Annotated in this window: 15 protein-coding genes and 1 riboswitch; of the genes, 7 read left to right on the top strand and 8 right to left on the bottom strand. The window is 44.4% G+C overall.

The features are described from left to right. Window positions 1-205 precede the first annotated feature (205 nt). On the top strand, window positions 206-2143 hold the full coding sequence (locus QMY49_RS06355; protein ID WP_005446071.1) for an LTA synthase family protein: 1938 nt from the start codon (window positions 206-208) through the stop codon (window positions 2141-2143). Window positions 2144-2242: 99 nt separating this feature from the next. Here QMY49_RS06355 and QMY49_RS06350 read toward each other — a convergent pair whose 3' ends face one another. Both QMY49_RS06350 and QMY49_RS06345 read right to left on the bottom strand, forming a co-directional pair. Beyond that, a complete protein-coding gene (locus tag QMY49_RS06350; protein ID WP_080585331.1) occupies window positions 2243-3910 on the bottom strand; it encodes an SgrR family transcriptional regulator in 1668 nt (555 codons plus the stop codon). 247 nt (window positions 3911-4157) lie between these two features. Further along, complete coding sequence (locus tag QMY49_RS06345; RefSeq protein WP_283313496.1) at window positions 4158-5342, bottom strand: MFS transporter; 1185 nt, start codon at window positions 5340-5342, stop codon at window positions 4158-4160. 101 nt (window positions 5343-5443) lie between these two features. Between QMY49_RS06345 and QMY49_RS06340 the strand changes: the two genes are divergently transcribed. Both QMY49_RS06340 and QMY49_RS06335 read left to right on the top strand, forming a co-directional pair. Then, the gene (locus QMY49_RS06340; protein ID WP_053052823.1) at window positions 5444-6220 is read left to right on the top strand and encodes an AraC family transcriptional regulator; all 777 of its coding nucleotides are present in this window, start codon (window positions 5444-5446) and stop codon (window positions 6218-6220) included. A gap of 246 nt (window positions 6221-6466) precedes the next feature. Next, a complete protein-coding gene (locus QMY49_RS06335) occupies window positions 6467-6850 on the top strand; it encodes a hypothetical protein (RefSeq protein WP_005446079.1) in 384 nt (127 codons plus the stop codon). A 113-nt stretch (window positions 6851-6963) separates the two neighbouring features. Here the strand turns inward: QMY49_RS06335 and QMY49_RS06330 are convergent, their stop codons facing one another. Both QMY49_RS06330 and QMY49_RS06325 read right to left on the bottom strand, forming a co-directional pair. Next, on the bottom strand, window positions 6964-7698 hold the full coding sequence (locus QMY49_RS06330) for a chromosome partitioning protein ParA (RefSeq protein ID WP_283313492.1): 735 nt from the start codon (window positions 7696-7698) through the stop codon (window positions 6964-6966). Between the two features lie 31 nt (window positions 7699-7729). Then, the gene (locus tag QMY49_RS06325) at window positions 7730-7888 is read right to left on the bottom strand and encodes a hypothetical protein (RefSeq protein ID WP_005446082.1); all 159 of its coding nucleotides are present in this window, start codon (window positions 7886-7888) and stop codon (window positions 7730-7732) included. Between the two features lie 529 nt (window positions 7889-8417). Continuing rightward, window positions 8418-8519: riboswitch (glycine riboswitch) on the top strand. 121 nt (window positions 8520-8640) lie between these two features. Here QMY49_RS06325 and QMY49_RS06320 point away from each other — a divergent pair. Next, window positions 8641-10017, top strand: a complete 1377-nt coding sequence (locus QMY49_RS06320) for an alanine/glycine:cation symporter family protein (RefSeq protein ID WP_005446084.1) — start codon at window positions 8641-8643, stop codon at window positions 10015-10017. A gap of 263 nt (window positions 10018-10280) precedes the next feature. On the opposite strand, the gene exaC is transcribed toward QMY49_RS06320, so the two are convergent. Next, on the bottom strand, window positions 10281-11801 hold the full coding sequence (exaC, locus tag QMY49_RS06315; RefSeq protein ID WP_283313487.1) for an acetaldehyde dehydrogenase ExaC: 1521 nt from the start codon (window positions 11799-11801) through the stop codon (window positions 10281-10283). Window positions 11802-12048: 247 nt separating this feature from the next. Between exaC and QMY49_RS06310 the strand changes: the two genes are divergently transcribed. Next, window positions 12049-13812, top strand: a complete 1764-nt coding sequence (locus QMY49_RS06310; protein ID WP_009697453.1) for a sigma-54-dependent Fis family transcriptional regulator — start codon at window positions 12049-12051, stop codon at window positions 13810-13812. Between the two features lie 63 nt (window positions 13813-13875). On the opposite strand, the gene QMY49_RS06305 is transcribed toward QMY49_RS06310, so the two are convergent. Further along, window positions 13876-14013, bottom strand: coding sequence for a hypothetical protein (locus QMY49_RS06305; protein ID WP_005446090.1), 138 nt, complete (start codon window positions 14011-14013; stop codon window positions 13876-13878). Window positions 14014-14355: 342 nt separating this feature from the next. Between QMY49_RS06305 and QMY49_RS06300 the strand changes: the two genes are divergently transcribed. Further along, the gene (locus QMY49_RS06300; protein WP_283313481.1) at window positions 14356-15267 is read left to right on the top strand and encodes a LysR family transcriptional regulator; all 912 of its coding nucleotides are present in this window, start codon (window positions 14356-14358) and stop codon (window positions 15265-15267) included. A 131-nt stretch (window positions 15268-15398) separates the two neighbouring features. On the opposite strand, the gene QMY49_RS06295 is transcribed toward QMY49_RS06300, so the two are convergent. Further along, window positions 15399-16919 (bottom strand): DUF1254 domain-containing protein, encoded by a 1521-nt coding sequence (locus tag QMY49_RS06295; RefSeq protein ID WP_050908338.1) that lies wholly within the window; start codon window positions 16917-16919, stop codon window positions 15399-15401. A 272-nt stretch (window positions 16920-17191) separates the two neighbouring features. Here QMY49_RS06295 and QMY49_RS27275 point away from each other — a divergent pair, with 272 nt between their 5' ends. After that, window positions 17192-17398: a hypothetical protein gene (locus QMY49_RS27275; RefSeq protein WP_005446094.1), complete on the top strand. Its 207-nt coding sequence runs from the start codon at window positions 17192-17194 to the stop codon at window positions 17396-17398. A 276-nt stretch (window positions 17399-17674) separates the two neighbouring features. Here QMY49_RS27275 and QMY49_RS06285 read toward each other — a convergent pair whose 3' ends face one another. After that, window positions 17675-19168, bottom strand: coding sequence for a lytic polysaccharide monooxygenase (locus QMY49_RS06285; protein ID WP_009702734.1), 1494 nt, complete (start codon window positions 19166-19168; stop codon window positions 17675-17677). Window positions 19169-19364: the final 196 nt, after the last annotated feature.

Raw genomic sequence — 19364 nt, 5'->3', positions numbered from 1 at the left:
CTCTGCTGATTTTTACTTCCAAATGTTGAGTTTCAAAAAATCACTACTCGTATAGTTGAGTATCGCATTACGCCTCCTTACAAAGCCGTACCAATCATTACAATTAAATTTATAGATAAGCCTTATATTTCACGTTTGTTTCACGTTTTCTTTGATACAAGACGCATCATAAAAACCAAACACATCAGTAAATTAGGGAATATTTATGAAAAAGCCCACCTTTGGGCCTTTACAGCCTGTTGCTGTATTTGCGCTATTTTCGCTTGTCTTTTTGTCCACTTCGCGGATTTTATTAGCCTTTTGGCTCTCTGACCGGATCGAATCTTTTAACGACCTTATTTACATTCTTGGTCAGGGTTTACGCGTCGATTTTGCAACGATTTGTTGGTTGTTTATCCTGCCAGGCTTACTATCTGCGCTGTTACCGGTGACCGGTAAGATTGGTGAGTGCTGGAAATGGTTACTCCGTTGTTGGATGGTCGCTGGTCTATGGATCTTGGTATACATGGAGCTTGCTACCGCTCCATTTATACAAGAATACGATCTTCGTCCGAACCGTTTGTTCGTGGAATACCTCATTTATCCGAAAGAAGTATTCAGCATGCTTTGGACTGGCTACAAGTTAGAACTGTTCATCGGCACGCTTGGTACGGTTATTACGCTTTTCTTAGGTTGGAAATGGAGTAAGAAACTGACGGATAACGCTCAGCAAGTAAACTGGAAATGGCGTCCTGTTCTTGCAATTTTAGTGGTTCTGATTGGTGTCGCTGGCGCTCGTTCATCTTTGGGTCACCGCCCTCTTAACCCTGCAATGGTGGCATTTTCGAATGATCCTCTAATGAACGATCTAGCACTCAACTCTTCCTATTCACTGTTGTTTGCTGTCAACAACATGAAGTCAGAAAAGAGCGCAGAGCAGTTTTACGGAAAAATGGATGATCAGAAGATGCTCGACATCGTTCGCGCCTCTTCTGCTAAGTCTGATTTTGATCCATCTTTACTTCCAACCATGAACAGCAACCAAGCAACATATCAAGGAAAGCCAAAGAACTTGGTTATCTTGCTTCAAGAAAGTTTGGGCGCTCAATTCGTTGGTTCTCTGGGTGGTCTTCCTCTTACGCCTAACTTCGACAAGTTGATGAATGAAGGCTGGCAGTTCACTCAGATGTACGCAACGGGTACGCGTTCTGTTCGTGGTATCGAAGCGGTGACAACAGGTTTCCCACCGTCACCATCGCGCGCAGTTGTAAAACTAAGCAAAAGCCAAACAGGTTTCTTTACTATTGCTGACTTACTGAAAAACCGCGGTTACCACACTGAGTTTATTTATGGTGGTGAAGCAAACTTCGATAACATGAAAACCTTCTTCTTCGGTAACGGCTTCGACCAGATTGTGGAAGAAAAAGACTATGAGAACCCTGAGTTTGTTGGCTCTTGGGGTGTAAGTGATGAAGATCTTTACACTAAAGCGGACCAAGAGTTTGAGCGCTTATCAAAAACTGACAAGCCTTTCTTTAGCTTGGTCTTCAGTTCGAGTAACCACAGCCCATACGAATACCCAGAAGGTAAGATTGAACCTTACGATGCTGAGCATATGACGCGCAACAATGCCGTTAAATACTCAGACTATGCGATTGGTACGTTCTTTGATAAAGCGAAAAAATCTTCTTACTGGGACGATACTATCTTCATCGTCATTGCTGACCATGATGCTCGTGTATTCGGTGCGAACTTGGTGCCAGTGAAGCACTTCCACATTCCTGCTTTAATCATTGGTAAAGACATCAAACCGCGCAAAGATGACCGCATTGCAAACAACATCGACATGCCACCAACACTGCTGTCTTTGATTGGTATCGATGCAAAAACACCGATGATCGGTCGTGACCTGACTAAGCCTTTGGCTCGTGAAGATGAACGTGCAATGATGCAATATGACAAGAACTTTGGTTACCTAACCCGAGATAACCTTGTTGTATTCTCTCCGGGTGAGAAAGTATCAACAATGCAATACGATTTTGATAAACAAACCATGGAGCCGATGGACGTTGATCCAGCCGTTATTGAACGCGCGAAAGCCAATGCACTATTTGCCTCTAAGGCGTACCAAAACAACTGGTATGCATCCAAAGCGGTTCAGTAATCATACCAAACATTCATTGAGCTATAAATGAATAAAAGGAGCGCCCAATGCGCTCCTTTTTGTTTTCTCACATTGTTGTATTCTTGGTGTCTGCAGTCCCTATTCAAGCCACATGTTTTTCAAAGACATCACACCCATTCGGTCAGTTTCTGCTCCATGCAGTTCTTCAGATTGAGAGTAGACAATGTGCTCTCTCCAAAGCGGCGCATAATGGTAGTTCTGTATCAACCAATCCTCCGCTCGGAATAGCTTCTCTAGCAATCCATGACTGTCTTCACTTTCACGCATCAGTCCATCAACGAACTGCACTAAACTGTTTTTCTCTTTCTCGCTCAAACATCGAGTAAACGCGTCACTGGCAAGCATCCACTCGTAATACTGATAAGCTCGGTCATCGCCAAATACGTAACAACCATAACCGACATCAGCGATCGCACGTTTCTCGTCGTCTGGACTTTGAATCGTCCACTCAACACCAAGCTCGGAAAGTATCTCAATGAGTGGATCAAGCTCTGGCTTCAAGTTCTCACGAATTTCGATCACCACTGGACGCTTTGGCTTTGTCATTTGGCTTTCAAACAAGTGAAAACCTTTGTCTTGGTGCTCGTTCATCAGACTATTTGCTAACTCTACGCGCTGATCAGCATGCTTTCTAAAGTGATGAACAATCCAAGCACGCTCTTGCTTGCTCAATTGGTTTTTGTGGTAGAAAAAATGAAGGACAGAACAACCATTTTGCTTACTGTGATCATCTCCGACATTATCAAGATGAATCGCGCGCTGCATTTGCTGAATGTGCGCATGACCCACTTTGCTACAGGGTGACAATGACCAAAATTCAGCCATATCAATCAACCCTCCAATGCCAAAATACCGAGGATTTCTTTTGAGTGTCCAATGGTGACTCTCCAATCGTTCCGCATAATAGGGACCTGTTCCAATAGGCTTATGTGGCTGTTCACAATCCATAATTGCCGTGTGTTTGTCACACAATAAATTGAGGAATACAGGGTCATTTTGACGTAGATAAAACGTCACCCATTGCCCTTCGACATTGATAGAATCAAGGTGGCGAAACAGGACCGAAAACGGATGAGCCTCGTTTAATCTTCGCTCAAAGTTCGCTTTAATATCAGTGCCGCTCAATCGCTTGCCATTGTGGAAAGTCACATCACTACGCAAGCGAATTCGAACGTGATCACCCTTATTTTCAAATGCGTGCGCAAGTTCGGGCAAGATGCTTTGAGAGTGAGGGTCAAAACGCAGCAATGTATTGTAAATGCTATCTATTAGCATCACCGAACGCACAGAGTGAGCTTGATGTGGTCGCCACTCTGGTAATTGATAAGGTGCGATATAAACCAGGGTATTTTGCTTGTTCAGTTCGGTTTGCGCATCACCCAACCACAGAGGCAAGTTTTCTTGAAACACCAATTCGCCATCAAACTGCTCTGCAAGTTGATGTGCTTGGTTGATTTTTCCCGCTTTCACCCACTCTTCTAATGCTTGCTTTAACGCCTCTTCAAACGTCACAAGTAGTGTGAGCGTGGACACGTTTCCCCGCCCCTTACCCGGAGCCCAAGTCACCCAACCATATGATTCCATTGCCACCATTAATTTACTGACATTTCGATCGCTACATTGCAGTTGTTCTGCTAGTGATGCGATGGTGACTGGCTTTCTCTCCTGAGTTTGATAGTGCCGACTCAATTGACGTAAGCGGCTCAAATGCGAGGTAGATTTAAAAGATGAACTATCCATATTCATGTGTTCGTTATTTGTTCCCAATTAGACTTTCATACTATCTCTAAAGTCATACAGGAGGTCAATATGAATACCATTTACTACTCTTACTATACATTAAGTGCCGAGCGCCATCGAAATACACCAAAACCAGAACCAGTAAGAACCAACCAATCTAGAGTGAGTTCATTCTTTCAAACTGTGTTTTCGGTCTTACTCTTTGTGTAAGCACGGAGCGTGATAAGGAGCGCCCGACGCGCTCCTTTTTGTTTCACTGTTTCACTAGTGTGGTGCTAGCCGGTTTTCTTTTGCTTGACGAAGGCATTAACGTAGCACTCAACAGTGCGATCCCCATCCCACCGGCAAGGATGAAATACATCAATACAAACTCTTGTGTATGAGCATAGGTAGAAGCAATAAGCCAATACGCGATAGGTCCAGTACTAAAGCTTAATGTGTACTTAACGGCGTAGATCCTAGAGCGCCATTTCGCATCGGAATAACGGCCAATAAGCCAATCGTTCACCGGTATTTGCGCGTACGTACACAACATCAAACCAACAAACACCAGAACCAAAGACCATTCATGAGTAACCGTCGCCAATAGCAGGAATAACAGCTGCCCACCAGTAATGCAGGCGAGCAGCTTCTTGATATCAACACGATCTATCAACTCACCCACAACAAGCTGAATAAACGCAGCACAGACAAAAATAGAGGTGGTCAACGTGCTTGAAAGGCTCAATGATTGGCTAAACTGTGCGTCCATGATTTTTGGTAACGAGGTCGTAGTAGATTGAAAGACCAAACCACCGAAGAAGACAATCACCGCCACACAAGCGAACAGCACTTTGAGTTGTCGCAAAGGTATCGTTACGTCGTCACGTATATTTTTCACATGTTCGATACCGGTAACGTCTTTCGATGCAAACCAGTACATAACGCCAGTTAACAAACATACGATACCTGGAATATAAAATGCGGCTTGCCAAGAGAACCAACGGCATAACAAAGCGGTCCCCATTGCCGCGAATGCCAAACCCAAGTTGCCTGCCAGCCCATTTACCGCGATAGCCCTGCCTGTTTTGTTTGCAGAGCTGAAGATAAGTGCAATGCCAACAGGATGATAAATCGCGGCAAACAAGGCAATGGCGCAAAGCCCCAACCCCATTTGCCATGGCGTTTGCGCAAGAGCGGTAAGTAACGCAGAGATGCCCATCCCAAAGTAGAAAACGATCATCATGCCTTTTCTGCTCCAACGATCCGCTAGCCAACCAGCCGGTAGCGACATCACGCCATAAACCAACATGGCTGCACTTCCTACTTGAAGTAGTGTGGCGTAACTCATGTTCCATTCTTTATGCAGCGTTAGTACGACAGAAGGAAAAATGAGCAAGAAATAATGATTAAGTGAGTGCCCCACATTAAGGACACCCGCGTGAATTGAGCGGTTCATCTCGACTCCAAACAAAATAACGGAAAGCTAATTAATGACAAGCTCAGTTTATCTGGCTAGCATTTGGCGTATAGATTCCATCGAGACAGGTTATTGCTCAAATGAGCCAAAACGTCAAAGCCATCAGTTTGGACGCCAGTATCAATCGCTTAGAGGCGGTGGTCATTCCCAAGCACTACCCCAACGGGCACGTCATTGACTGGCATTGCCACCAACATAACCAATTGGTGTACGCCAGCAGTGGAGTGATGGCGGTCGAGACAGAATTGAAGTTATGGGTCGTTCCGCCTCAAAGGGCTGTGTGGATCCCAGCGTATGAGAAACACAAGGTGTACATGTATGGGGATGCGGCGATGAAAAACGTTTACTTGTTGCCAAGCATCGATATTGAGCTGCCAAATCAGAGTGATGTTCTCAATGTGTCACCAATGCTGCGTGAGATGATCATTCATCTTTCTGAGCAACCTGCCGATCAAGCAACCACGGAACCGTATTGGCGTATTGTTCAGGTTTTGTTGGATCAGTTGAAAGTCGCGCCACAAGCGTCCATTCAAATCCCTCTTCCCAACAACGCCAAACTCGGACAAGTATGTAACTCACTGTTGGAGACCCCTGCGGACAATCGTTCACTAAAGCAATGGGCAGAAGAAATTAACGTCAGCAGCCGTACTTTGAGCCGCTTGTTTCGTAATGAAGTTGGCATGTCTTTCATCGAGTATCGTCAACAAGCAAGATTATTCCACTCTCTGACTTTGTTGGCGCAATCTCACCCTGTCACTACCGTTGCATTTGAGTGCGGCTTTACGAGCGTAAGTGCTTTTAATCATCTATTCAAACAAAGCTTTGGGGTGACACCGGGCCGCTTCTTCATCAATTGATATTGAGGACGAATAAAGCCCGTATTTGATGCAGAGTTCGAACGGTCGATACTCCGAGTACTTGACATCCTTATCATCTGAAGATTCTACCAGATACGCCGTTTGCGTATTTACTCACTAAAAAGACGTAAATAATCAGAAAGATCGGTTAAAAATGTGCATTTTAGGCATTCCCATTCAGTCAGCAATAAATTAGACTCAAATCAATGCCCAAGAAGTTTGAATTATTGATAAAAAGGAATGCCCATGAGCTCAAGTATGATCCTTAATGAATCGCTGATTGTAAGTGGCCGAGATATCCCACTAAAAGAATTGTTGTATGCGAAACGTGTACTTGATAATTACATGGCAGTAGCAAAAGAAAGTAGTCCACTAGAACTGCTCACCGAAATGAAGTCTGCAGCAAAGCAAGTTGAATACTTCACCACTGACGATAACCCTTGCGAAGCACGTAATGTTATCAGTGGTATGATTGACCAAATCGACAGCGCAGAGTCTTTCGATGCCTTTAAATCACTGGCTGGTAAACCGTCTCAAGCGTTGAATGAACTGATTGAAGACCGAGCACAATTGATTAAACATGAACGTGAATTGCTATTAGCTTCAGGTTATGACGCTTCTCGCATCTAATCGACATCGAATTAGAGTTAATCCGTTCTGACGGATAGACACAAAAAAGGAGCTCATTGAGAGCTCCTTTTGTATTTCTGAATCACCAAGCTGGGGAGTGAAAAGCGCTTGCTCTACAGTCCCATCTCTGCCGTAATGTCTTTGATCTGTTTTAGGTCCATCTTGTGAACTTCAATAAGTTGGTCAACTTGGCTTAAACGAGAATTTGCTTTATCGTGTCGGTCACACGCGTCTGATTTCACGTCCCAAGACTTGCCCTCTAGGAAAACGTCACACTCTTTTTTCAACGTTTCGATCTTAGGCAATAGCGATTCACGCTCCTTCTCTAGAGACTCCAACTCTTGCGAGATTTGCAGCTCCTTACGGAACACTTCACGTGAACGCTCAAAGATGGTCGCTTGCATATCGGCTTGGCGATTAAGCTTATCGTTTTCACTCTTAGTGGTACTTAGCGTCGCTTTCTGTTCTTTCACTTGTGACTCAAGTGAAATATTCACTTTTTCTACTTCAGTTAACTGCGCTTGAAGCGCTTTTAGTTCCGCTTTATGAGCTTCTTCTTTTTCTGCCAATAACGTCGCGACTTTTGCATCGATTTCTTTATCCAAGCTCGCTTCGCGTGTTTTCACTTGAGAAACCAAATCCGTCTTGTCTTGTGCTAGTGCTTGGTACTTTTCTTCCAACACTTGGTAAGTGGACTCCCACTTACTTGCTGTCATTGCCGACCCAGCCAAACCACCAAATGCCAAACCCAGTACTGCCGCAACGGCAATATAAATGTGGGTACGCTTATCGCGCTCCTCAATGACAACTACTTCGTCTTGATCTTCAATATTATTCTGAGAAGTCACCGTATCTTACTCCAAGGACTCTACCGGTTTGCTAGCGAGTGAGTTCCGCAATCATGATTGACGCGGTATAAATTAAAAATGCGCTGATCAGCGTAATGACCGTCGCTTTTTGGACTTTTTCATTGGTACGATAACGAAATAGCACAAACGCTAATCCAATCAATACCGCAATGGCTAACAATCTAGTCATACCGCCTCCTTGTCCAATAATGTGAACTTATCTGATTCCATAGACAGTTTCGCAAAGAAACATTGTAACCTATTTCTACGTCGCTTACGGTCAACTTAGCGTAGATTTTGAAGCGATTGCTCCCGTTTTGATCAATTTTCTATTCTAAACTGAATAACTTATCGACACAGCTCTACTCGCCCATCGTTCAATCGAATTAGATTTCGACCATCCATACAAGTAAACAATGAACAAAAGATTGACTCATTTGTTTAATTAATCGACAAACCTATGAAATTAAGACCACAAAGTCCGCATAATATGTTGAAAATAAATCGTCATTTGGTGTTGAAATGGTAACAAAACATGATAGAGTTCACACGTTAATGGTGACCAGCATCATTAACTAACCTTTACTCATTTAATTGAGTAAATGTTCCGATGAAGACTGCAGGAGAGTGGTTATTAACTAAATTTTAACATTTAGTTAGGGTAACTCGCCGAAGAATTAACTATTTCAGGTGCTACCTTGGTAGCGGGGACTGTAGTTGGAGGAACCTCTGGAGAGAACCGTTAAATCGGTCGCCGAAGGAGCAAGTCCCGCACATGTGTGCGGGGTGAAACTCTCAGGCAAAAGGACAGAGGAGTGGAAAGTAACAACCTAACTATTTGGCGTTCCCGCCTTATTTTGTTTTGAATAGCATGGCTATTAGAGATCCTTGATCTCGTCCTTTCCCTCTTCTCCTTATTAGTTGTTTTATTAAGGGGAAATCATGAACGACCTACAATCTTTACTTCAAACCATTGATAACTTTGTCTGGGGCCCACCACTGCTGCTTTTGCTTGTGGGAACCGGTGTTTACTTCACTTTTAGCCTAGGCTTGATCCAATTTAAACACCTACCAACTGCGTTAGCGATGGTATTCAGTAAAGATAAGTCATCTGATAAACAGGGTGACGTTTCTAGCTTTGCAGCGCTATGTACTGCGCTGTCTGCAACTATTGGTACAGGTAACATTGTTGGTGTTGCAACAGCAATCAAACTTGGTGGTCCTGGTGCCCTATTCTGGATGTGGCTAGCTGCCCTATTTGGAATGGCAACCAAATACGCTGAGTGTCTTCTTGCTGTGAAATACCGTCGTGTTGACGACAAAGGCCAAATGATTGGTGGTCCTATGTACTACCTGCAATATGGTGTTGGCTCGAAAGCGCTAGCTATCATGTTCGCGGTATTTGCACTGGGCGTAGCCTGTTTTGGTATCGGTACCTTCCCTCAAGTGAATGCAATTCTTGATGCAAGTGAGATTTCTCTTGGTGTAAACCGCGAGCTGTCTGCCTTCATCCTGACGCTATTAGTGGCATTCGTAACCTTGGGCGGTATTAAGTCGATCGCTAGCGTTGCAGGTAAAGTCGTGCCAGCAATGGCGCTGTTTTATGTGCTAGCGTGTTTGAGTGTGATCATCATGAATGCAGACCAATTGCTAAATGCAGTTGAGCTTGTATTGGTGTCTGCATTTACTTCGACAGCGGCAACTGGTGGTTTCTTGGGTGCAAGTATTATGCTGGCAATCCAATCTGGTATCGCTCGTGGCGTATTCTCAAACGAATCTGGTTTGGGTAGTGCGCCTATGGCTGCGGCGGCTGCGAAAACGGATTCTTGTGTTAAACAAGGTCTGATTTCTATGACGGGTACCTTCTTCGATACCATCATCATTTGTACGATGACTGGTCTTGCTTTGATCCTTACGGGTGCATGGCAAAGTGACCTTGCAGGTGCAGCGATGACAACACACGCATTTGCGGTTGGTCTTAACGCAGAGACATTAGGTCCAATGCTGGTATCTATCGGTCTTATGTTCTTCGCATTTACCACCATTCTTGGCTGGAACTACTACGGTGAGCGCTGTGTTGTATTCCTATTCGGTACAAAAGCAGTACTTCCGTACAAACTGATTTTTGTTGGTTTGGTGGCTTCAGGTGCTTTCCTTCACCTAGATATGATTTGGCTACTGGCTGATATCGTAAACGGTCTAATGGCAATCCCTAACCTAATTGGTTTAATTGCTCTGCGCCACGTGGTGTTGGAAGAGACAAAACTGTTCTTCAAACCGTCTTCTCAATCAGATGATTTTGATGCAGTAAAAGCCTAATCCAAGTTAGAAACGTGAAGTTCACTTTAATTAAGAGCCCCCTAAGTTGAATGACTTAGGGGGCTCTTCTTATATAGGTATGCCCAAGTGACTTCAAGATGCAGGATTCAGAGCGTTGTCATTGATTCGAGAGTAAGGAAAACGACGCAGTGTAATAACTAGATCTTTAAATCGCCGCCGCGTCTACAAACCAAGTCATTCTCGCTGAACCTAGCATCTCGAGGTTACTTGGGTATATTACATTTTACTGCGATACCTTCGCTTTAGAAAAAGCCTAGCGGATTGACGTCGTAGCTGATTAATAGGTTCTTCGTGTTCTGGTAGTGATCGAGCATCATCTTATGGGTTTCTCGACCAATGCCTGATTTTTTGTAGCCTCCGAACGCAGCATGTGCAGGATATGCGTGATAGCAGTTAATCCAAATGCGCCCTGCTTCGATATTACGCCCCATGCGGTAAGCAAGGTTTTGGTCGCGCGTCCACACACCAGCACCCAAACCATATTCCGTGTCATTGGCAATCGCTAGCGCCTCTGCTTCGTCTTTAAAAGTAGTCACAGCAATGACCGGACCAAAGATCTCTTCTTGGAATACGCGCATCTTATTGTGACCTTGTAACAAAGTCGGTTGAATGTAGTAGCCTTGCTCCAAGTCGTTTTCCTGTTTCGCCACATCACCACCAAACACGACTTTGGCCCCTTCTTGGCGTCCGATTTCTAGGTAGCTCAGGATCTTATCGAATTGTTCTTGCGATGCCTGTGCCCCCACCTGAGTGTCAGTATCTAATGGGTTACCTTGTTTAATGGTCTTCGCGCGCTCCGCAACCTTGGCAATAAACTTGTCGTACACAGATTCATGTACCAAGACACGTGATGGACAGGTACACACCTCTCCTTGGTTAAAGAACGCAAGCAGCGTGCCTTCAATACACTTATCTAGGTATTCATCTTCATGATCAAACACATCTGGGAAGTAGATATTTGGAGACTTACCACCAAGCTCAACGGTTGATGGAATGAGATTCTCTGCTGCGCATTTTAAGATATGGTTACCTACTTCGGTTGAGCCCGTGAATGCCAGCTTTGCAATTCGGTTACTGGTTGCTAGTGCTTGCCCTGCTTCTGAGCCAAAACCGTTGACCACGTTCACCACGCCTGCTGGCAAGAGATCACCAATCTTTTCCATCAGAACGAGAATCGAAGTTGGCGTTTGTTCGGCAGGTTTGAGCACCACACAACAGCCAGAAGCCAACGCAGGAGCAAGCTTCCACGCCGCCATCAACATTGGGAAATTCCAGGGAATGATCTGTCCTACAACACCAATTGGCTCAGGGAAATGGTAGCTTGCAGTGTGTTCATCAAGCTCAGCCGCACTGCCTTCTTGAGCACGGATACAGCCTGCGAAGTAACGGAAATGGTCGACCACTAAAGGAAGATCCGCCGCCAGTGTTTCGCGCACAGGTTTACCATTTTCCCATGTCTCTGCTACCGCAAGTTCTTCAAGGTTTTGTTCAATGCGGTCTGCTATTTTCAGTAGAATGTTGGCACGCTCAGTAACGCTGGTTTTGCCCCATTTTGCTCTTACATTGTGCGCTGCATCCAATGCAAGGTTGATGTCTGCCTCGCTAGAACGAGCAACCTTACAATACGCTTGACCATTGATTGGTGACGTATTATCGAAGTACTCCCCACCCCTCGGTTTCACCCATTCGCCACCGATGTAGTTGTCGTAATGTGATTTAAAATTCACGACGGCATTTTCACTACCTGGCTGTGCATAGATCATAACTCTTCCTTTTGTTCTCGTTCAGTTTTTTGTTTTAAACAACCGAGTGTTCAACTCAGCGATGTTGTCACTTCATTACTCAAGTCACATGCCAACAACACACGTCTTGTTGTTAATTAAATGTAAAACTATGATTACCAAGCGATAACAAACTAAGTGAGTGACGTTTGAGCGGATGTATGGTGTGAACACCAGTGTTCAAGTGTTCCAAAATGGCACACCCTCACTGTGACAAAATGGTACAGTCATGGAACTTCAACACATTACCAACAACAACTGGCTTTCTACTTCATGGGACAGAAGTGAACAAGCGGGTTTAAAACAGCGACGTCGACCTGACGATATTCGCGTCACTTCTGCGTTTCTGCAGGACAGACGCCACCAGCTTAACTTCTTAATCGATGCCGTGAAGCGGTTTGCCCTGCCTTTGTTTAATCAGTTGTTTGCGCACAGCGACAGTCGGTTAATACTGACCGATGCGGATGGCGTGATCATCGGTAGCTGGGGGCAACCTAAATTCCGAGAAAAACTGACCGAAATTGCGCTCAGTTCTGGCGCGTGCTGGCAAGAAAAACTGAAAGGCACCAACGCCATTGGCACTGCTTTAGTAGAAGCCAAACCGGTGTCTGTTATTGGTGATCAGCACTTTATTCAACATCATCGCTTTATCAGTTGCTCAGCAAGTCCAATCTTTGATCATTTGGGTAACTTAATGGGTGTGTTGGACATTACCAGCGAAGAGAAAAAGCACGATTTCTCAACGCAAGTACTGGTCCAGAATATGGTTCAGCAAGTCGAAAACCAACTCCTCAATCAAATCCCTCAAGGACATATTCGAGTCGATTTAGCATGCGAAAAAGGGTTACTCAGCAGTGGGTGGCAAGGCATTATCATCGCCAATGAGGAAGGGCAAATCCTTGCGCATAACCAAGTCGCCTCGCAATTGCTTGATCAACCGAATGTGATTGGACAATCTCTGGATTCGATACTCGATAATTCGCTAAGCCGTCAATCACTGGTGTTTAAAACTCAACCTCTGTCAGAGAGTAAAACGTCTTCCCGCTCTCTTTCTGCATCCAACGATCTTCATTATGGCGACACCACGGTCGAGCATTGTTGGCAACAAGCAAATCGCGTTATCGACAAAGACATTAGCTTACTTATTCTTGGAGAAACCGGTGTAGGGAAAAACGAATTCGTCAAAGCGTTACACAAAAACAGCCAACGTAAGAGTGGTCCTTTGGTATCAGTTAACTGTGGGGCATTACCCAAAGACTTAGTTGAATCTGAACTGTTTGGCTATGTTTCAGGTGCATTCACTGGTGCAAACAGCAAAGGATATCAGGGTAAAATCCGCCAAGCGCACAACGGCATCTTGTTCTTAGATGAGATTGCAGATTTGCCTCTAGAAGCGCAAAGCCGCCTACTCCACGTGTTACAAGACAAAACCGTACTTCCTGTTGGTTCAAACCAAACCATCCAAGTTGATACACAAATCATCGCCGCAACACACAAAGACTTAGAGTTGTTGATTGAACAAGGCGTATTTCGTCAGGATCTTTACTACCGCCTCAACGGACTTATCGTCGAGCTACCTCGCTTTGAAGAGCGCAATGATAAGCAAGCACTGATTGAGAACATTCATCGACGCCATTCTGATTCGGAACAGACCATTTGTCCCCACCTTCTTTCATTGATGATGACTTACGTGTGGCCTGGCAATCTGCGAGAACTCGATAGCTTAATCAAAGTCTCTTCATTGATGGCGCAAGGAGAGCCGCAACTAGAACTTAGCCATGTGCCAAATCATCTTGCTAAGAAGCTTAGTCATACCAGTATGATTGAAGACGTTAGCGTGCCGAAAACCAAAGATATGCGTTCGACTGTCGAAGATAAGCTGGTAAAAACTTATCAAGCGAACCAAGGTAATATCAGCAAAACCTCACGCATGTTGGGATTAAGCCGCAATACCATTTATCGCAAGCTTAAAAGCCTTGGAATGCTCAAGTGATAGATGTTCAGAGATAAAAAAAGAGCACCGCTTCGGGTGCTCTTCTTATTTTGAAACCTAGCCTTACAGTCCGCCTTCTTGCTGCGCCTGTTTTACTAAAGCCTGACGTTGAGTTTCCGTTTCAGATATCACTTTCTGTTCCTTGTGCGTTTCCTGATCCATATCAGTCGGAATGAAAACAAAGTACTTGTTAAGAGTCATCGTAAGAACCTCAATTATTAGTGTTAAATCACCTTCTTGGTAAATGTAAACAACACCAGCAAAAACAACTTATGCCGGATCCTTGTTGTAGGTTTCAAAAAATAGAGGATGTTTGACCATCAAACATCCTCCATATGCAACCTAATTATAGGATGAGTTCAAGGGCTTACCTAGCACTGTTTTTCACCTTTTACGCAATCTTAGTTTCGCCTTCCGATTGAGCACATCATACTCTTACAAGCTAACCCCATGTCACAAAAGGAAAAATTGTTTTAAATTTTATTGGAACAGAGGATGAGAGACACCGATACTTAAAGCTCAATAACCTCAGGTACTGAGCTCGTGAAAAATACTATTGATTTGAATTTGTATCGCTTTCTTTATCTACTCAGCCAGCAAAAATCGCAGGCGAAAGTGTGTCATACCCTCGACATTAGCAAAGCGACATTCACACGACAATTGGCTGAATGTCGTCAAAGATTTGATAACGAACTCTTCAATGCAGAAAAAGGCATTTATACCCCAACCCTGCTTTGCCAGCAGCTGTGTGAAGTCATCAGCGAACCATTAGAACGCCTAGAGCAAATCCCCCAGCTGGCGCAAAGCTTCAATGCAAATCAGCAAGCCAATGAGTACATATTCAGCATCATTAATCCGTTATCTGGCATGTTGACGACCCCCTTAGTCTCCGCCCTTACAACGGAAGATCAAAAGCCGAAGATTTCATTTATTGATTGGTCGATAGAAAGTATCGAAAACCCAAAACGAGGGGCCGTCGTCATTGGAATTGGCGGTTTTCCAAATGAGCTCAATGAGAGAATGGTTGAGCGCAAAGTTGCTTCTGTTCCCATCTTTGCGTACGTGAATGATCAACACCGACTTAGCCAACATAACGAGCTAGAGCTAAGTGACATTGAAAACCTCGAGACGGTGCGCGTGTCTATGGGCTCTCTTGATGTCAGTGCGTACTATGAACGAATGCGAAAACTCACTGGGGTAAATTTGGAACAGAAACTAACGGTCTCTTCTATGGCGGCAGCGCTTGATTGCGTAAAAGTCAGCCCGTATGTATTTGTCGGGATGCACATTAACGATGATGCCCTACCAGAGGACGTTCTCCGATTGCCGTTAAGGCTGAATGCTAAACCAATGATGTTTGATGTGGGCGTTCAATATCACCGAGCATTCTACCAGCACCCGATCATTGCTCAGGTAGAAGCCTTTATTAAACGAGCACTGCAAGAAACAAATTAGAACGACTATCACTTGTCGTCGCAAATAAACAGTCCCTCAAGCAAGACCAAACAAAGCCGCAACAGAGCCATAAGAACAAGCCAAAAACAAGCAACCGGTCTATCAATTGACCGGTTGCCTCTTCAATTATCTTACTTCACTTCCGTGATATCACTAGGCTTCCACGAGCCGTCATACCAAGGTTCTAATGGACCGTAGACACGCAAGATAGTGAACCAGCCTTTGTTCGGCACAGTCTCAATCCAGTTTGCTTCTTTGCCTTTTGGTGCTTTCGGACCAAAATACAAATCAATCGAGCCATCTGCATTTGTCATCATGTCGTCGCGTTTGTCATTCTTACTCGGGAAAGGTTGACTGGTCTGTAATTCCGAACGCGTTTGTGTATCGTAAGCCACAACTGACCAGAAGTTCTTCGCCGGAACATTCGCAGGAATGGTCAGCTTGTAGTTTTTGCTGCCATCAAAGAACTCTCCCTGAGCAGATTTATCAACGATTGCGTACTTAGAACCTTTACCAACCATTTTGAGCGCCATTGCCGGCGTATTAACCGTCGCCATATAGAAGAAATAAGTGCGCGCATCTAGGTTGCGACCACCGTTGCCTTCTTCAATCAGCCATTGGTAATCATTACCAATGAACGCTGTCTTCCAATTACGATCATCCCAAATGTAAGCGTTCTGGGTACGAGGATTAAACATCAACGCTCGTGCGGTTGCATTACCTATTGCTGCACCATCTTCCAATATGCTCTGCATTCGTGCATCTGGGGCAAACGGCTTACCTTTTTGTATGCCGATGGTCGCTATCAGTCCACGCATTTCTGGGTCGATAAACTCAATCGGTTCTTTGTCGATCACCGTTTTGATTTCATCGTAAAAGTGCTCATCATTTGCATGAATGGTATTAAACGATTTACCACTACCAGAGATGAATTCCATCTTCGGCGGCTCGCCTTTCTTAGATAATGGATAAATCTTTAAACCACTATGGTATGAATTCACCGCCGCGTCTGTTTTACCGTCTTTCAAAAAACCACGAGCAATAAACCAGTTCACGTAACTTGTTGATTGAGAAACGTGATACCCCTCTGGCACTGGACCTTCATAGTTCGGAGGCAAAATAAGGTATTTGCCACCCTCACCTTTATCTGGTCCTACAACGCCCATGTCCGTCACAAAACGAAAGAATGCATCATTGACGGTCGTTGGTCCCATACCCGGTGGGATTTCGACCACCGTTGGACCATCACGCTCGAGATCGAGAAATGCGGACGCGTATACCGTATCTGTATTTCCGGTTAAGAACAGCGGATTCGAATCCATCAGATCATCAAACAGCATCACCTGATTGGATGTGGTTAACCCCATTTTCTCATGCCCGACTCTTAACGCTTCCAGGGATGCCATAGGAATCGCGTTCATAAACACTTCTGTTGCTCGCATGGTATCGAGGTTGTTGTATAGCGTATCCATCGTCTTCTGGCTTGGTACGCCATCCTTGAAATTCAAAGTACCAATGCTGGTTTCAACCTTATCAGGTGTCATGATACTGGTAGGAATATCTGTATTGTACGCATTCGTGCTTGCCAGAACAGATGATGAAACCAGTAGGCTAGTGATAACAACGACACGTTTAAGTTGAGTCTTGAACATAAGAGTTTCCTGCTTTGTCAGTGGGGATGCATTAACTGTAGCCAAAGATGGGAATCAATTTTGACGTTCAGCAGAATCAAAAATGTTGGCATAGACAATGAGCAATGAAACTCATATAAAATCACAAATAAAAAACTGTCTACCAGGTCAATATTTAATCTTTTTTGAGAAATATTTAGCCTGTTTTTTGGGTAAATTCCCCCCAGAAGAGAGACAATACGAATGCGGAGTGAAAGCACTCTGATTCTACCCACTAAGCTTTGGGAGGCGTTATGAAAAGTAACAAACTTGGTCATGTAATGTCATTCAGCAGAATGTTTTCCTTCATTGCCTTTCTGACTGCCACATTCGCTTGGGTATTAAGTATGTATGCCCTCTTCACGGTTTCCGTCGTGGCACTCTTCGTCAGCGGACTGCTCTACTTGAATGACAAGTTCGGTCATCACCCAAAAGGCAGTACAAAAGAAAAGAGCGCTTAGGCGCTCTTTGAGTTTCAAGCTCTTACATAGCACTAATATCACTCTGTCCATTCGTTTCAGCCTATTGTCTTTATTTATTCCCAAGTGACTTCAAGATCCAGAATTCAGGGCGAGGTTACTTGGGATAGGGACGATTTTCTGCCCATATTTGCATTTGGTGATATCACCTCACTTACCCCGTCAGTTTATGAACGACGTAAAAAAGCCACTGTCTTTAACTCAAAACAGTGGCTTTCATGCTTGCCTTAGCCAATTCCATTTGGCTACAACCAATGATTAGTTAGCTGGACGCCAAACACCCCACTTATCTTTTTGGTAAGCCGCTTGTGGGTTATCACCACCTTTAATCCACCATTGTGCTTTCCAATTTTGGTCAGCATACGCGACAACTTCACCACCTAGGTAAGTTTTTGCTGAATCCCATGCGTCATCGCTTGGGTCTGGTGTTGGATCAGGATCTGGCGTTGGCTCAGGGTCTACACCACCATCGTCGACAATCACTTCAAACGTAAATGTCTCTGCACGTTCGCTGTTTACTGCGTTCGCAACAAACGACAAGGTCTCATTCTGCGTAATCGCACGAGTATCAACGACAATCGACGCAGTGCCGTTATTTTGAATACTCACAGAAGAGCCTTGAGTTTGAGTTAAGTTCGCAGCTTCGCTGGTAGAAATCACCACTTTGTCCCCAGCGCTAACTACTTTGTCGCTCTTCACTAACTCGTAGATGTCACCTGCCAATGGTTCAACATTACCGTCATCACCATCAATCACTGAAATCACACCCGACGCTCGACCATCTTTCGAGTTAAAGAAGTTGCGTGATGGATCGTTTTGGAAGTACATGTAATGAGACATTTCTTCATGCCAATCACCAATGAACACCGCTCCATCTTTGAACTCTTCGTGCCAACCATTGATCTCTGACGCCAATAGACGTTGCCAGTCGTTGATGTTCGATGAATTCACTTCAATATCGAAGCTACGTGCAACATCTCCGTATTTATTGATGATGTCATACTTAACCGTATCACCAAGGTCTGGACCAACAAAATTAACTGGGATGTATAGCTCACCTTTCACGAGATCTGGTTGAGGTGTTGGCTCTGGTGGAGGCGTTTCGCCGCCCACAATAGTGATGTCAGAACAGTTGTAGAAGCCTTCACCCGCCGCATCGTTACGCTGCCAGCGCACAAAAAGAATCGCGTCGCCTGAACGATCAGAAGGGATGGTCACATTCATGCGGTATTTACCACCTTCAACTGGGACATTACCTTCGGTTTGAATCAAATCAAGATCGCTCCACGCCAACGCTTTGCTTAGGTCTGCATTTGGTTTGGTTAGGTAAAACTCCCAAAAAGACGGGTTATGTGGTGCCGTCGCATTAAATACAAATTCGAATGTACCCGTATTTAGCTCTGTGCGAGTCCACGCGGTGTGTGGTGCGCCCATGCCCTTTTTCTGAGGGTCATTTGCGTAACACAACGTACCATCTGGAATCGCCGCTTTCACTGCTGCCATATTGTTGTAATCGGTAATGTTCTTCGCGTACTCGTTGCGCTGAACAAACGGATAGGTACCAGAAATTTCTTTTGCTTGAGCACAAGCTGCATTTGGTGGGTTACCTGACCAAATTCCGCCTTGCTCGTAACACGTGTTTTGACGTGCACTAGGAAACTCTGACCAGCCATGAGCATTGGCTGCTGTTGGCAAGCCAGATAGCATTGCCATACCTACTGCTGCTTTAAGAATGTTTTTATTTGCTTTCACTTTTTCACTCTCTACCATTTTATTATGCAAGTCAGCCACAACGGATACTTTATAACCACTGTCACCTATTGCGTGTTTATAGTTTTAATCTGGAAACAGTTAAAAAGAATATACGTAAATTTTATCAATGAAAGTTTTGAGGTTATTGATAGGAATTAACATCACAATTTTAAATACCCTGACATTAACTAACCGA

It is taken from the genome of Vibrio harveyi, from assembly GCF_030060435.1.
GTDB classification, from domain to species: Bacteria; Pseudomonadota; Gammaproteobacteria; order Enterobacterales; family Vibrionaceae; genus Vibrio; species Vibrio harveyi.
This window is presented reverse-complemented; position numbering and strand designations above follow the sequence as displayed.